This is a genomic window from Dyadobacter sp. (genome assembly GCF_051859145.1).
Taxonomy (GTDB): Bacteria; Bacteroidota; Bacteroidia; order Cytophagales; family Spirosomataceae; genus Dyadobacter.
Map to the genome: position 1 here is coordinate 1 of NZ_JBHYGF010000011.1, position 15,733 is coordinate 15,733.

At 50.1% G+C, this 15,733-nt stretch carries 14 protein-coding genes and 1 pseudogene; 4 read left to right on the plus strand and 11 right to left on the minus strand.

The genetic code is table 11. From position 1 onward, the window contains the following. The 6 genes and pseudogenes from ACTIE6_RS01210 to ACTIE6_RS01235 form a co-directional block, all read right to left on the minus strand. Positions 1–301 (minus strand): annotated as a pseudogene (locus tag ACTIE6_RS01210) (glycosyltransferase); the annotation flags it as partial. 2 nt (positions 302–303) lie between these two features. Beyond that, positions 304–1,428 (minus strand): glycosyltransferase family 4 protein, encoded by a 1,125-nt coding sequence (locus tag ACTIE6_RS01215; protein ID WP_439554886.1) that lies wholly within the window; start codon positions 1,426–1,428, stop codon positions 304–306. After that, a complete protein-coding gene (locus tag ACTIE6_RS01220) occupies positions 1,415–2,419 on the minus strand; it encodes a Gfo/Idh/MocA family protein (RefSeq protein WP_439554887.1) in 1,005 nt (334 codons plus the stop codon). The genes ACTIE6_RS01215 and ACTIE6_RS01220 overlap by 14 nt, the downstream gene beginning before the upstream one ends. Before the next feature lie 11 nt (positions 2,420–2,430). Then, a complete protein-coding gene (locus ACTIE6_RS01225; protein ID WP_439554888.1) occupies positions 2,431–3,384 on the minus strand; it encodes an MDR/zinc-dependent alcohol dehydrogenase-like family protein in 954 nt (317 codons plus the stop codon). A gap of 11 nt (positions 3,385–3,395) precedes the next feature. Beyond that, the gene (locus ACTIE6_RS01230) at positions 3,396–5,426 is read right to left on the minus strand and encodes an NAD-dependent epimerase/dehydratase family protein (protein WP_439554889.1); all 2,031 of its coding nucleotides are present in this window, start codon (positions 5,424–5,426) and stop codon (positions 3,396–3,398) included. Positions 5,427–5,495: 69 nt separating this feature from the next. Then, positions 5,496–6,614, minus strand: a complete 1,119-nt coding sequence (locus ACTIE6_RS01235; protein WP_439554890.1) for an NAD-dependent epimerase/dehydratase family protein — start codon at positions 6,612–6,614, stop codon at positions 5,496–5,498. A 280-nt stretch (positions 6,615–6,894) separates the two neighbouring features. Between ACTIE6_RS01235 and ACTIE6_RS01240 the strand changes: the two genes are divergently transcribed. After that, positions 6,895–7,056, plus strand: coding sequence for a hypothetical protein (locus ACTIE6_RS01240; protein ID WP_439554891.1), 162 nt, complete (start codon positions 6,895–6,897; stop codon positions 7,054–7,056). Positions 7,057–7,421: 365 nt separating this feature from the next. Then, on the plus strand, positions 7,422–7,988 hold the full coding sequence (locus tag ACTIE6_RS01245) for a DUF1003 domain-containing protein (protein ID WP_439554892.1): 567 nt from the start codon (positions 7,422–7,424) through the stop codon (positions 7,986–7,988). An 8-nt stretch (positions 7,989–7,996) separates the two neighbouring features. Here the strand turns inward: ACTIE6_RS01245 and ACTIE6_RS01250 are convergent, their stop codons facing one another. Continuing rightward, positions 7,997–8,599, minus strand: a complete 603-nt coding sequence (locus tag ACTIE6_RS01250; RefSeq protein ID WP_439554893.1) for a histidine phosphatase family protein — start codon at positions 8,597–8,599, stop codon at positions 7,997–7,999. A gap of 182 nt (positions 8,600–8,781) precedes the next feature. Here ACTIE6_RS01250 and ACTIE6_RS01255 point away from each other — a divergent pair, with 182 nt between their 5' ends. Together ACTIE6_RS01255 and ACTIE6_RS01260 are read left to right on the plus strand one after the other, a co-directional pair. Next, positions 8,782–9,858, plus strand: coding sequence for a polysaccharide pyruvyl transferase family protein (locus tag ACTIE6_RS01255; RefSeq protein WP_439554894.1), 1,077 nt, complete (start codon positions 8,782–8,784; stop codon positions 9,856–9,858). Continuing rightward, complete coding sequence (locus tag ACTIE6_RS01260; RefSeq protein WP_439554895.1) at positions 9,842–11,230, plus strand: Coenzyme F420 hydrogenase/dehydrogenase, beta subunit C-terminal domain; 1,389 nt, start codon at positions 9,842–9,844, stop codon at positions 11,228–11,230. Before ACTIE6_RS01255 ends, ACTIE6_RS01260 begins: the two co-directional genes overlap by 17 nt. Here ACTIE6_RS01260 and ACTIE6_RS01265 read toward each other — a convergent pair. The 4 genes from ACTIE6_RS01265 to ACTIE6_RS01280 form a co-directional block, all read right to left on the minus strand. Next, positions 11,196–12,137: a glycosyltransferase family 9 protein gene (locus tag ACTIE6_RS01265; RefSeq protein WP_439554896.1), complete on the minus strand. Its 942-nt coding sequence runs from the start codon at positions 12,135–12,137 to the stop codon at positions 11,196–11,198. The two genes, ACTIE6_RS01260 and ACTIE6_RS01265, sit on opposite strands and share 35 nt — an antisense overlap. An 18-nt stretch (positions 12,138–12,155) precedes the next feature. Then, positions 12,156–13,040 (minus strand): glycosyl hydrolase, encoded by an 885-nt coding sequence (locus tag ACTIE6_RS01270; RefSeq protein ID WP_439554897.1) that lies wholly within the window; start codon positions 13,038–13,040, stop codon positions 12,156–12,158. Between the two features lie 5 nt (positions 13,041–13,045). After that, positions 13,046–13,798, minus strand: coding sequence for a TIGR04290 family methyltransferase (locus ACTIE6_RS01275; protein ID WP_439554898.1), 753 nt, complete (start codon positions 13,796–13,798; stop codon positions 13,046–13,048). 276 nt (positions 13,799–14,074) lie between these two features. Beyond that, positions 14,075–15,733: TonB-dependent receptor (locus ACTIE6_RS01280; RefSeq protein ID WP_439554899.1), on the minus strand; the 1,659-nt coding region annotated here is incomplete at its 5' end.

Here is a 15,733-nt window from a genome sequence, read left to right on the forward strand (position 1 = left end):
ATGCATGTTCATTCCATTCATGCACCAGTACCAGGTCGGCATCTTTCAATACTTCGTCCAGGTCCAGGGTGGCCGGATCATATTGAATGCTGCTCAGCAGCGGATAGTAATTTTTCAGCTCCGCCACTGCCTCCTGCCCGTAGTCGGCGATCAGGTTTTGCAGGCTCCACGCATCTTTGGGTTCGTAAATGCTGACGGTATTCCCCCGCTTGATCAGCTCGGTGGCGATACCTCTCAGGAAATGTGCGTTTCCGTGGTTCCAGTCCGAAAGCAGGGAATGGTAAAAAAGGACAATATTCATAGTTAAAGGATGTTTCGTTGTGCCGCTTCAAACTCTTCTACCAGTTGCTGGTACAGTTTAGCATACTGTCTGCCCATTTGTTTTGTGGTAAATTGCTGTGCGCGCTGGAAGGCTTTTTCAGCCATTTTGTTCAGGTTTTCCTCGTCCTGCATCAATGCATTGATCGTATCGGCAAGTTGCTGCGGGTTGTCTGTTTGGACGTAAATCGCATGATCCTGCCAAATCTCGCGCAGGGAAGGAATGTCGCCGAGTACCAATGCACAGTGCGACAATGCCGCTTCCAGCACCGACAGCCCGAACGGTTCGTACCTCGCCGGTAATGCATACACGCTGGCTGTGGAAAGTGCCTTGGCAATCGCATCAGAACCCAACTTGCCCAGGTGGCAGATGTTACTCTGCTGCACTTCCGTGCTGTTATTTTCAAACTGCGTTTCGCCTGCGATTTTAATCGGGTAATGGATCAGCGGCGCAGCGTCGGTCAGCAGCTTTACATTCTTGGCTTCATCCCAGATCCTGCCCATACAGAGCACCGCCTTTTCTTTTTTACCACGAAAAAACCGGTCTGCACTGCGGGCGTTGTAAATTACCGAGTGGTTTTCATGCAAATTATATATCGCATCCAGCTCGTCCATCATCGCCCGGGAAGGCGCTACAATGTGGTCTGCCTGCTGCAAGCCGCTTTGGACTTTTGCGAAATACGTATCCCAATCCGCAGGCGGGTTTGTATTAACAACTGCCCTGAACCAGGAAAATACGTCGCTGTGCGCAACCGAAATCACGGGAACATCCCATAGCAATGCACCGTGCACATACCCGTTTAGATGAACGAGGTCGGCTTGCACCGCTTTTTGCAGCGATAATAAATAGGCGCCCGCTTCGTCCACTTCCTCCCACGGGTTCTCCATCCATTCCAGCTTGTAATCTGTTTCGTAGACAGTTACATTGTCCAGCGCACCAATTTCAGCTGCCTGCCAGGACTGCATTTTCGCGCCCATGGTAACGAGGTGAAAATGCACATGATAGTCAGCCAGCGCCCGGCAAAGCTCTATGGAATAAGTCCACACGCCGCCGACTGTATCGGCGGTCATCAGTACTTTGAGGGGCGATATGTGGTTAGCTGCGTCCATAAATGCGGTCGAGCACTTCGGCCGAGGGCAGGTATTGTGCTGCCGACGCCTCGAAGGCTGTGCTTACCGAAAGTTTTTGTATCCAGTTTGTCAATGCTCTTCCTCCCCACGCATCCGGCGGACTCACGAGCGTTTCGGTTTTGGTACCCCAGTAGCGTGAGCCTGTAAAGTCATAAAAAGACCCATTCACATTTTTAAGCGAAACCCCGCCTTTGGTACCGTAAAAAGAAGCCTCTATCACTGCTTCCTGTCCCGCCTGCAAATTCCAGCTGCACGATAGCTGCGCATTGGTGCCGGTTGCGAGTTCAAGCGAAACGTTGGCGTAATCTTCCACCTCGTTTTTTCCTTTCACCGAGACACCTTTGCTGTATAAACTGCTGTTTAATGCAATTACCTCAGGAAAATCAAGGGCATAAAGCATCAGGTCGAGCAGGTGAATGCCCAGGTCGAGCAGGCAGCCGCCGCCGGATTGTTTCATATCATAAAACCAGGCTTTATCCGGTCCATATGCATTGTGAAATTTCAGATCAACCGCAAAAATCTGTCCGAGCTCGCCAGACGAAATAATGGGCAGGATCTGCTGAAACGCGGCAGTATACCGGTAAGAAAAATCAGCGCCGAGGAGCTTATTCGCCTTTTCAGCAGCGGCGATTACGGCAGCAACTTCGGATGCATTGCGCCCCAGCGGTTTCTGGCAAAAAACGGCTTTGTTGTTTTCAAATGCAGCAACCGCCTGCTCCATATGCAGGGCGCTCGGTGTTGCGATCACCACGCCATCTATATCCGGGTCCGCGATCGCTTCCTCAAAAGAAGAAACGGTTTTTGCGACCGGCGCCATTTTTAATGCTTCGGCAATACATTCGGCAGACGGATCCGTCAAAAGCGCAATTTCAGCTGAACCGCTCTCGATCGCAGCCTGCATTCTGCTCCGGCCTATCCAGCCTACCCCCGCAAAAGCCAGCGCAGGTTTTATGTTAGTCGAAATTTCCAATCTGTTGCGTGTTAAATCTGAATAAGCGCTTTCATAAATCCGTCGGGGCGGCTGGCGGTCATTTCAAAACCTTTCGCCAAATCTTCGATCCCGAAAATGTGTGTGTACAGATCTGCCGGGCGGATCGTTCCGTCGACCACAGCGGCTACCGCCTGCTGCATTCCGCTCAGGTACCTTTCCGGCTTACGCTCATGCGCATTGATCACATCAATGCCTTTCCAGTTCCATTTCTGGAAGTTAACCTGGCGCATGCCGTCCTGGTGGTAACCTGCGATCATCAGTCTGCCGCCTTCTGCTACGATTTCGGTAGCAATATCAATAGCTTCCTGCTTGCCGGTAGCCTCGATCACGCGGCTGCAAAATGCGCCGCCGGTAATTTCAGAGACTTTATTGGCAACTTCCCAGGTACTCGTGAGCGGGATCACTTCGTCGGCACCATTTCGTTCCGCATAACCCAGGGAGAAGTCTCTTTTGGAGATAGCGATCACTTTCGCGCCCCGCTTTTTAGCTAATTGACAAAGCAAAACACCCAGAAAACCCATTCCGATAATAGCAACGGTATCGCCTTCCGAAATGTCGCTCCGCTCAAATATGTTCATCGCGCAGCCCAGCGGCTCGCCCGGGAATTGTACTGCATTTAAGGTATCCGGCAATTTCACAACTGCACCTTCCTGCGCTATATCGTATTCTGCATAAGCTTTGCCAGAGAGGAATGCAACGCGATCACCCGATTTCAGACTGGTTACCTGATCACCTACCTGATCCACGATCCCCCAGCCTTCATGTCCGGGCGCGCCGGCCTCAACCGGGTATCCAAACCACTCGCGGCCTTCCCACAGCGGCAGGCTCGATGCACATACACCGCAGCCTTCCACTTTTATTCTGATATCATTCTCTTTTAATTCCGGTATACCTACTTTTTGTATCTCGAAAAGACCAGGTTTGGTCAGTACTGCTGCAATCATTTCCGGGTATTTTAAAAAATAGGAGTTGTTTTCTGCTCAGCGGCTTTCGCCTTTGTTGTTTTGTCCAATGAAATATGTGCGTTTTCCATCAACCATTCGTGCAGCTTGGCTATACCTTCCATGGTACCTGTCGCCGGGCTCCAACCTGTGGCTGCTTTGAGTTTATCAAAATTGGAAACATAGTATTTCTGGTCACTGGAACGCCATTCTTCCATTTTCACCTCCGGCTTGTCGCCTGTGATCAGCTTGATCATATCAATCAGTTCAAGCAAGCTGACCGTATTTCCGACGCCGCCGCCAATATTGAATGCATTGCCGCTGATCCGGTCCATGTGCTGTGCTGCAAGCAGGAATGCATCTACCAGGTCTTCAACAAACAAAATATCACGAACCTGTTTTCCATCCCCGTAAAGCGTGATCGGCTTGCCTTTCAACGCCTGGATCAGGAAGTGGGCCACCCAGCCCTGGTCTTCCGTACCAAACTGGTGCGGACCATAAATGCAGCTCATCCGGAACACAACGCTTTTCAAACCGAACGTGCGGGCGTAATCGAGAATGTACTGGTCGGCCACACCTTTGGTACAGCCGTAGGGACTGTGGAAATCCAGGTTACGTTCCTCGTCGATCCCGTTTTCAGCTACGTATTTATTCTCCGGAAAATAGCGCGTTTCATTCACCGACATACCCAGATCGTGTAAGTCGCCGTAAACCTTATTGGTAGAAGTGAAAACAACCGGCGGCTTGTGGTCGGTGTGCCTGATCGCTTCAAGTACATTCAGCGTGCCCAATGCATTTACTTCGAAATCGTGGTAAGGATTGGTAAGACTTGATGTTACCGCCACCTGCGCTGCAAAATGGAAGATCTGCGAAGCGCCCGAAACTGCCTGCTTAACAGCGTGCTTGTCGCGGATATCGCCTACCATCACAAGCAATTTATCAGGGTATCTTTCTTTGAGCCAATACAAATTATTCTGTACACCCGCGCGGGACAGGTTATCAAAGATCAGCACAGACTTACCAGAGCTCAGTATCCGTTCTGCGAGGTTTGTACCTACAAATCCCGCGCCGCCTGTGATCAATGTATATGGTTCTTCTGCGCTTGCACCTTGAAGCGGCTGGGTCAGCCATTCATATTGCTTCACGCCGGTTACGCCGCTGTCAGCAAGTAGTGTGTAGAGCAGTTTCGGCGAGTTGTCGTCATTTTTAATACCAAAATAATACTCACGCTCGTCGAGGTGGAACCTGTCCACTGCGGGAAGTTCCGCCGAAAGATCTTTTAATGTATACCAATAAACGCGTTCTGCACCTGCTTCCAGCGCATTGATAAATTCCTTCACCTGCTTGCGCTCATTTTTCTGCCAGGTAGAAAACCCTGCCTCTGTGATCCAGAGCGCCGCATTCGACTGATGCGCGTTAAGTACCGCGCGGATCTTGCTGATCTCGGCCTGCCAGCCTTCCCAGTTGTAATCAAATACGTCAGGGAAACCGTGGACACCTACTACGTCAATGTGTTCCATCAAGCCTTTTCTGAACATTTCATTCAGCCAATTCGCATCAATGGGGCTCATGCCGCCGAGTACCGTTTTCTTTCCGCGCTGTCTCGCCCAGTTTGCCGCCGAGCCAATCATTTCGCAGAATATATTCCAGTCCGGATCCAACGTAAAATCGTATTCAGCCTGGTTATTAGGCTCATTCCAAAGCTCCACATATTCGAAATACTCGCCGTACCTGGTGATAATGGTATCTACAAAATCTGCATAATCCTTTGCATTACGCGGCGGTGCAGACGATTTCGGCTTTAATGCGATCGATGGCGGTGTGTACAATATGCAAGGCAGTATTTCCAGCTTTTTGCCTATCGTCGCAAATAGCCAGTCGAACCATTCTTTTCCTTCCGGCAGATGCCAGTCTGCCCAAGAGATATTCGTACGAATGCGTGCAACACCCAGTTTTTCAAACTCCTCCACTGCCTTCTCCACTTCCCGGTGCTGATTGATATGGAACCATTGTACAAGTCCCACATTATTGTTTTCATATTCCATATCTTTTCTATTCAAGGGGATTTCCGGCACCATATTTCGTTTGCGTGTTTATAGATTAGAAACTATATTTCAAACGGTCAGACCTCTTGTCATCAACTCGTTTTTAGCATGTGCAACTTTGTCTTCGGCGGTTTGTCCTTCCAGCCAGGTAGCCAACTCGACCAAACCTTCTTCCAATGAAATTCTAGGCTGATAACCCAGTACTTCCTTAGTTTTGGTAATGTCAGCAAAGCAATGGCGGATATCTCCCACGCGGTATTTGCCTGATATTTCAGCTTCAATGTGCTCTTTGCCCAGCACACGCGCCATTTTCTCGGCGATCTCTACTACGGTATAAGCATTTCCGCTTCCTACATTGAAGGACTCGTACTCTGCTGCCTTGGTTTCCAGCGCAAGGCGAGAGGCCTGGGCGATATCCTGCACGCTGACGAAGTCACGTTGCTGGCGACCGTCTTCAAAGATCATTGGCGCATTCCCATTCAGCAGGCGCGACGCGAAAATTGCGAGTACGCCGGTGTAAGGATTGGACAGTGCCTGGTTGGTACCGTACACATTGAAAAACCGTAGTGCGACAGTAGGGATATTGTAAGCTTTTCCGATCATGAGGCACATGCGCTCCTGGTCGTACTTGGAAAGCGCGTACACCGAAGCCAGTGATGGTGTTTTGGTTTCCGGGGTCGGATATGGGGTTAAAAGATCACCGTTTGCGTCCATCAACTCCCAGTTGCCTGATTTCAGGTGATTCAGGTCCCGCTCGTAGCCCGGACTGATCTTACCTGCCTTATCGCGGTACAAACCTTCGCCATAAATGCTCATGCTGCTTGCTACGACGAGCTTTTCAACGGGATTGTTGATCAGTGCTTCCAACAGGACAGCGGTTCCGCGGTTGTTGACATCCGTATACTCGTTGATCTGGTACATGCTCTGGCCCACTCCTACCATGGCGGCATAGTGGTAAACTGCGTCCACACCCTTCAATGCCTGCTTTACTTTTTCAGGGTCGCGCACATCGCCGACGATCAGCTCAACTTCCTCATTGAGGTAGTCGGGGCGCGTGCAGTTCTTTCCGTGGACCTGTTCACTTAAATTATCCAGCGCTTTTACATTATACCCTCTTTCGAGTAGCTCATTTGCCAAATGAGAACCTATGAAACCAGCACCTCCTGTTATTAGAACTGTTTTGCTCATTGTATGATCTTTGAGGTTAGTTATTCGTTCAGTTTGTTTTCTATAAAAATTACAATTCTACCCGCTGTTTAATTGTACTTGCCGGCTGCAAAACCAAAGAATCCTGCTTGCACCGGACACGGAAAAATCCGGATTACTCAGGGCTACAACTTGCGGGAATATGCCTCCTGAACCTGGCTGCGGGACACTTCCTCAGATGTTGGGGATAAATGTGTGAACCCGAATTTTCGTCGCTGGGTACTACAAGCTTTGTACCTAAGTCGGTATACGAAGCTGCGGCATGAGCTATAAAGTAGCAGAAGAAGATGCTGGTCGCTGCTCGCCACTCCTGAAAAGTGGGCATGTCATTTGCAAGAAAATCAAGCTGCTAAGTACCTCAGCCGGGAAAATGGGAGAGAGTGGCCTTGGACGGGAAGTCAATTGCCTTGTACTGATTTTATAGTATGAAAGGTGGGAAAAATACCTTGATTTTTATTAGATCATGTAACCACATGTAGAGAACAAACCTCCTATTTTTCCCATTTGGGGAGCTTTCCCTACAAGCCTTTCGATAATTTCGACATTGCGACTCATCCAGGAGAAAATTTTCTTGCCTCATTTTTTCGGTTCCCTTTGACGTAAATTGAAGCGGAAGAATGCAAACCTGTCTGGCTATTTCATGTATTTCAAAAAATCAGTGAGCTGCTTAACAGCTTACGGGCAGAATTTAGCTAAAAGAAGGACAGCCAGGAATAATGCAATTTTGATTCCGTGTTTCCGGTGGCACGATAGTAGACCAATGCGGCCGGATTCAAAACAGATGGAAAGATGGGCAGCCCAACACAGAACGAAGCGGATCACGCAAACGCCCCTGAAATGAAGATCGTTACGCGCAATATAAGCGCGTTGCTGGAAAGAAGTAAGGAAGAACAACGCAGGAAAACGTTCGAGGAAAGATTAGCCGACACTATTACCGGCTTTACCGGAAGTATGCTGTTCGTGTACATTCACCTCACGATGTTCGGGATCTGGATCATCTGGAACCTGGGCTGGCTCGGACTAAAACCATTTGACGAGTCTTTCGTGGTACTGGCCATGTTCGCTTCTGTGGAAGCTATTTTCCTCTCTACATTCGTACTGATCAGTCAGAACCGGATGAATGCCGAAGCTGACAGGCGCGCCGAGCTGAACCTGCAGGTAAACCTGCTGGCTGAGCACGAGATCACGCGCCTGATCCAGCTTACCACTGCAATGGCTAAGAAAATGGATATTCCCGAATCCTATGATGCTGAGATTGACAGTCTTGCCAAAGATGTACGTCCCGAGCAGGTGCTGGAAACGATGGAACAGCACCGGAAAGAAGCGGGACTGGAAGCCAAGCAAGATAAGAAATAGCCGCAGGATCAGAACGCCAGCTCACCGGTATAATTCACCAGCTTGATGCCGGCGTAATCCGCACCTACTTCTATGATGCTCACCGAAGCGGGACTTACCTCAATCCGCTGAAAAAGATCAAGATGCACGCCGGTATAATAGGCAATGGTGGCTTTGATCATATCCGAGTGGCTCACGATGGCGACCGTCTCGCCCGGGTGCTGGCGACAAAGCTTTTCAATCCCTCCTACCATTCGCGCCTGTGCTTCTAGCATGGTTTCGCCCCCGGGAATGCGTGTGCCGCTCCTGAATGTATTGAAATGCCGGAACTGCGGCAGCGCATCCAGCTCTGCAAACGTAGCGTTGGTCCATTCTCCGAAGTTGATTTCAAGAAAGTCTTCCTGCTTGATAGGTTGAAGGTTATGCGGCCTGGCAACGAAGCCGGCTGTTTCAGTCGTGCGTTCCAGCGGACTGGTGTAGATGGCGTGTAGTGTGACTCCGGCGAGCTGCTGTGCAAGCCTTTCAGCTTCGGCGCGGCCCGCTTCGTTTAAAAATACCTGTGGTGTTCGGCCGGACAGTCGCTTGCCAACCGAGTCGGTAGTAGCGTGCCGGATCAGAAGAAATCGGGTCATGTAAATCGTTGATTACTGTGAATGCAGGTTGGTTAAATGCCCTTCAAGTACTTTGGCATTCTTTTTACATCAAATGGAAGTAAATTGACGAAGCTCAAAAATCGTGCGAAAAGGAGCTTTATAACTGCACTTTCCTAAAATAACTGTCCTGATACCGAATGAGTGTTTTAAAAACCGGAGTTTTGACCTTTCATCGTTGCATTAATTACGGAAGCTACTGGCAGGCGCGCTGCCTGGCAGAAGGCATACAATCCCGCGGACACAGTTCCGTGATTCTCGATCACGAATCGCGGCGGGTTAATATGGCGGAATGGAAATGTGCATTGCAGCCCACATTACCTACCCACGTGCCTGAATCTGATCACCCTATTTACCGCCAGAAAGTAGAGCGCTTTTTCGAAATATTCGAATCACTCCCGCTCTCTCCCCGCTTTGAGCTGGACCGTCCGGAAGAAATGGAGGAATACGATGTGGTGGTTGTGGGAAGCGATGAAGTGTGGAACCTGTACCATCCATGGTATGGACGCAACCCGCTTTTTTACGGAGAAGGTGTGAAAGCCAAACACCTGATTTCGTATGCGGCCAGCTATGGTAACTACCCTGCTTCGGAAGGATTGGAAGAAAGCTGGGCACAGCGGCTGCGTAACTTCGAAAGCATTGCGGTGAGGGATGAAAATTCACAAACGATCGTCAAAAATGCGCTTGGATTTGAGCCGGTGATCGTTTTGGATCCTTGTCTGCAATTTCCGATAAACCCTGATCCGCGCGAAAGTATTTATTGGGAAAAACCTTATATCGCAGTTTACGGACACAACTTCTCAGATTCCTATATCTCCAAAATCAAAGCATACGCCGAATCGAGCAAACTGCCGCTGATCAGTATCGGCTACCGCAACGACTGGGCAGACGAACAATGGATAACGGCAGATCCACATGATTTTGCGCATTTCATGGCGAAAGCCGAGGCGGTGGCTACCAACTTTTTTCACGGTTGCGTATTCGCGATCCGGAATGAGCGGCCGTTTGTGACGGAGGTTACCTCCTATCGCAGTTTCAAGGTACAGGGCCTGCTAGCTACTTTGGGCGCGGATAAGCATTTGATCAATGAAAATACCGATGCTGCAACAGTAAATCAGCTGCTTTCTCAGCCACTTGATCCGGCAGTTTTTGCGAATATCAATCGACTTCGCCAGGTTTCAGACAATTACCTTGACGAGGCGCTCAGCCTTAACCAACTCACGCATGAACCAACTCCTTAGCCCCGGCGAGATCATTGATGCAGGTTTGTGCATTGGATGTGGCAGCTGCGTGGCGCAGGCAGGATCAGGCGACATCCGAATGCAGTTTGACGAGTTCGGTCAGCTTAAACCGGCTGGTCCGCAACACTGGCTGCACCAGGATTCAGAAACGTTTACACGTACCTGTCCATTTTCGCGAGGAGCGGCTGATGAAGATCAGATCGCGGCGGAACAGTTTGGTACACAGGAAGAAAAGCACCCGCTCCTGGGTGTAGTCGAGTCTGCTTACGTAGGCCACGTGGCGGAGAAAGAGTTTCGGTTGCTTGGTAGTTCCGGCGGGATGGTCAGCTGGGTAGCCACAGAGCTGCTGCGGCTCGGGCTGATTGACGGAGTGGCGCACGTGGTCACGGAGACCGACCCGCAAACCAATGGGCGGTATTTTCATTATCGTATATCCACAACCGAGACAGAGATACTTGAAGGCGCCAAGTCTCGCTACCATCCTATCGAAATGTCGGAGATTCTGGATCTGATCCGTGAGAAACCGGGCAAATATGCGGTAGTGGGCATTCCCTGCTTTATCAAGGCAGTGCACCTGCTGCGCCGGGAAGATCCTGTTTTTCGTGAGCGGATCAAGTTTACATTGGGACTGTTCTGCGGTCACATGAAAAGTGCGCGGTTTGTGGAGAGCTTTGCGTGGCAAATGCATGTTCCGTCAGCTGACATTTCCCGCGTGGATTACCGGCGTAAAGACCCGAGCCGGCCAGCCAATCTGTACACCGCCGAGCTGACGATGAACAATGGAGAATCTACGTACAAAGACTGGTGGCACCTGGCAGATGGAGACTGGGGCGCAGGTTTTTTCATGAACCATGCGTGTAACTTTTGCGATGATGTAGTAGCTGAAACCGCCGATATCGCATTCGGAGATGCGTGGGTAGAACCTTATTCTTCAGACGGACGCGGCACTAACGTGGTGATTGTCAGAAACGAGCTGATCTCAGGTTTGGTAAAAGAAGCAATAGCGGCAGACCGGCTTCAACTTGAATCGGTAAACGGGGACTTTGTCGCGCAGACACAGGCAGCTGGATTCCGTCAGCGCCGCGAGGGACTTGCTTACCGGCTTACCTGGGCAGCGGGTCGCTCCAAAACGCGTAAGCGTGTAAAGCCAGATTCAACCAGCCCGACTTTCCAGCGTAAGCTGATCTACCGGACCCGATATTATATTTCATTATGGAGTCACCGCATTTTCCGCCGTGCAAAAATGCAGCATGCACCTGAAACGTATCTGAAATGGGCACGCGTCGCAGCAGCCGTTTACCACGGACTCGCATACCATCAGGGGAAATTCAGTGAAATCAGGAAGCGGTATTTACAATTGAACGGCCGCTGAGCTTTTCCAGCTCCGCGGTCACTTTCTCTATCACAGGCTCCCATTCGCCTGCATTTTCCTGTCTGAAAATCCGCATCGTAGGGTACCAGGGGCTATCTTCCCGGTCTTTCATCCAGCGCCAGTCTGCGTGCGCTTGCAGCAGGTTCCAAACGGGAACGCCCAGTGCACCGGCCAGGTGGACCGGCATTGAATCCACGGATATCATCAGATCCAGACCTTTCAGCACCGCTGCATAATCAGGAAGATCAAATGCGCCGGGATAGATCCCGAAGCCTTCCTCCCACCCTGATGCGGCTGCTTCTGCCTGCATGATGAAAATAGTCAGTCCGGGCACGCGGAACAAAGTCTTTAATAATGCAAAAGGCACATCGCGGCGCGCATCCCACCCGCCCGATTTCCAAACAAGTCCCACAGCCAGATTACCTTCAGTATGTGACAAATACCTAGGTTGTACATATATATAAGGCACTTCACGCGGCATAGTTTCGAGTGTAGACCGGAAGATATGCTGACATTCCATAATCTCGATATCTATATCGTAGGCTACCTCAGGTGTACCGTCGTGGAGTGGGATCAGCTTGTCGATACCGGCACTGTTTTGAAGCAGAGGAATCAATGCAGGCTGCGCCCAAACAACTACTTCCGATGCTATTTGCCTGATTAAAGGCGCATAGCGGATAAATTGTATCGTATCACCAAGACCGTGGTAGCAGCGGACAAGCACACGCTTGTCCGCCAGCGATCCACCTTGCCAGATATGTTGAAGGTGACGGGGTAAATGATGCTCAGACTTTCCAGCCCTCGCCTTCAATCCCTCATCACTGATTTTCCAGACTGCTTCAAACTCACCGTCGAGCATGAGCTCAAACCACTTTTCAGCGGCATTTGACTGTACTTCTTCACTCATATCCAACACAATTTTGGCTCAGGCATACCTGCGCATCATTTCTACGCAGAATGCTGCAAACTCTCCAATATTTTTAGGCGCACTGGTATGGTGTGGCGCAATGCCCTTTTCTTCCGGTGTAAAGCAGAATGTCACTGTGAGATCAAACTCTTCCAGCGCTTTCATCATCTTGTCAAACCAGATATGTGCATCGGGCCGCAGCCAGTCAGCCCAGCTCAGGCCGGTGCGCAGCTTTTTCACGCCCAGCTTGCGAAGCCATTGCACAGCCGATTCGAGGCGCTCATCATTGAAGTGAAACCACTGACAGATCCCGAACTCCGGTGTAAAATCAGAAAAGTGTTTCAGTGCCAGCTTGGGTGTACCATCCTCGCGGATCAATCCCATATAAAAGTGGCGGTAGTACGAAGATCCCTCAGCCTCGCGGTGGCGCGTAGTAGCTCCCCACGCCATCGGCAGGTCAAACAGGCTATACCAGTGCACGCGCTCTACTCTGCCAGAAAGCAGCTCGGCAGTTCTTCGCAAACCGAATTCCTGCACTTCCTCGGCACCGAAGGTAGATATCCCCACCTCGGTAACCCAGACAGGCTTGTTGGTTACCGCTTCAATCTCAGCGATCTTTTCAGGCCATTGATTCAGCTGCCAGTGGTTCCAGTCAAGTGGGAAACCGTGCACAGCTACGCGGTCGATATCCGTTAGCGCGCCGTAGCGTTCCAGTTTCTGTATAAATGTAGGATCAATGGGAGAAATGCCGCCCATTACCCTGAGAATACCCGGGTTCTCTGCTTTTACTGCCTGAGCGGCGAGTCTGACCATCTCAGAAAAAATGCGCCAATCTCCATCAATTTCAAAATCCCAATGCGACTTATTATTCGGTTCGTTCCAGAATTTAACTGCTTCTATCATAATTATTATTTCGTTTGTCGGCTTGGGTAAACGGCGCGTGGCTGGTTGTCGGCCAGCTCTGCCCGGCGGCAGATATATACTTCCGGTTCAGGATGTGCGGTAATTTCGAAGCCCGCGCTGCGGAGCATTGCTTCTGCTCCCGCACGGTTGGGGATCCACCAGTTGGTAGGATCGTGTGAGTAATTTTTTTCTATAAAATACATCTGCGGGAAATTCGGAGACATGAACATATCCGTCTCACTGAACTCATAGTCCGCATTCAAAGGCTCCACCACATCTCCCCCACGCTGCATGGATTGGAAGATCAGGATATCTCCCACCACATTGTCGTACAGCAGGTCGAGTGCCAAAAGCGGGTGGCGCAGGTGGTACAGTACCCCCATGAAAATAACTACGTCGAACTTCTCGCCCAGTTCCGCTACTTCATATACGGACATGTTACGGAACTCGATATCAAAGCCGAGTGTCTCCGCTGCAAAGCGTGCCTGGGCAAGATAACGCTCGTCCGAGTCAATAGCCACTACCATCTCGGCTCCCCGCTTTTTCATTTCAATGGAGTAGAAACCCGCATTGCAGCCAATATCCAGCACAGTTTTGCCGGTCAGGTCTGCGGGGATTGCTTTGGAGAAATTCTGGTACTTGAAGCTGGGGTAATCTCCCAGAAAGTGGTCGGGCGCAGTTTTCACGCCATGCAGATCAATGTTATGAAACCATTTGCCAAGTTTCAGGACATTTTCCTGTATCTGTTCTGTCGTCATTCAGTAAAGAAAAGTTGAAAGGTGTAAAATGCGCTTTCCAGGATTAGGAAGGCAACAGTGGATAGTCCGCAATACGCACAAATTATGTGCCAGCAACTAACGGTCGGGGCTATTCCGCAATAATATCTGCGAATTGTAAAGCCGATAAAGCAGCTTAGGAAGCAAATCTGCGCTTGATTGTGGCTTGCTGAAAATTCATTTACAAACAAAAAAACACGTTTTACAGCATGGATATCCAAACTGTAAAACGTGTTTAAAGCTAAAAGCCTGCTTCCCTTAAAACGAATAGCGCAGGGTTACGCCGTAAGTCCGCTGGTCGCCTACGATACCGGCATACTGGCCGTAACTACCCGGCGCTGCCAGAAGCAATTCGTAATAGTCCTTGTTGAGCAGGTTTCTCGCCCAGATGAAGGCAGAGATTCCGTTGGATGCCCGAAAACCAAGGCGGCCGTTTGTCAGCGCATAACCGTCGATGTTCAGGTATTGGGATGGCGACGGGCTTGATGAGAATTTGGAGCGGTAGAATTCATCGATTCCGAGGAAGTAATTTCCTTTCAAACCGAGAAAGGTACCTTTCACATTCGCTTCGCCCCCGATCGATCCCGACCATTTTGAGATACCCGGCAGTGCACCGCCTGAAACATCTTTAAATGCCTGCTCTCCTCCCACTTCTTCCAGAGGAACGGGCGCGTTGGCAAATTTCACGTACTTACCGTCAGTATAAGCCACAGCTGCATTCAGGGTCAGATGCGTCCAGCGGATGTTACCGTCTAGCTCAATTCCCTGCACGCGCACTTTCTCTGCATTGGCCAGGTAGCCGCGGTTTACACCCGGTTCAGGCGTTTGAACCTGTGTCTGGTAGTCGCGTATATCGGAGCGGTACAATGTTAAATTCAGGATAGAGTTGGCCGTAGGTTTGGTTTTGAAACCCAGTTCTTTGTGTTCCACATGCTCAGGTTTTACATTCGCGAGATCAAGCAAAATTGCACCATTTGCTGTTGGCAAGCCACCTACGTTCACACCAATCGGCTTATATCCAATGGAGTAAGTTGCAAATGCATTGAACCTCGCGCTGGCTTTGTATTGAAGCGACAACTGCCCTGAGAAATTACCCTGATCATAGTCTGTGTTGAAAGATTGGTCGGAGTAAACTCCTTTTTTGAGCGCGAGCAGCGCAGCATCTGTGGTTTGCAGACCGCCGTATGCTTTGCGATCATAGTTTACCACCTTCTTGTCGTAGTTGTAACGGATACCTGGCAGTACATGCAGCTTGTCGGTAACTGCCCAGTCCACATTGGCAAAAACGGCCATACTTGTACTCTTAATGCGGTTTGTAGTACGGATACCGAAGTTATCGAACAAGCCTGGTGTCTTCCACAACGGACTGTTTGAGCTTTGTGCAAAGCGCCACTGTGCAGAGCCTGCCTCTTCTGTCTGTACCGGATCAGAAGCTAAATCCTGCCACAGACCAAACAAACCTACTACCCCGCTCAGCTTCGGCGAAATTCTTCCCGAGTAGCGGATTTCCTGCGACCACTGATCGTGTTTGGAGTTACCCGATGAAATTGTAAATACAGGCAGTCCGATGTAATCCCGATCATTCAATGGAGTCCATTTCCAATAACGCCAGGCCGAAGTCGACGTTAATGTGCCGTTTCCAATTTTAAAATCTGCATTTACTGAAACTCCTCCAAGCTGGTTATCCGCTTTCGAAGGTGTATCCAGGTCCAACTTTCTTTCAAATGCGCTGTTATAAGGCAGTTGGTAATTCAGATCAGCGATAATCGCATTGAACTGGCGATAAGCCGCGCGTTTGGTAGGCACAACCCCGGCGACAGGCCAGCCATATCCGTTCGGCTTCTGATCGGAAACGTCGCCGATGATGGTAATGTTTGTCTTTGAATTCGGCGTGTAAAGAAGCTGCCCGCGTACACC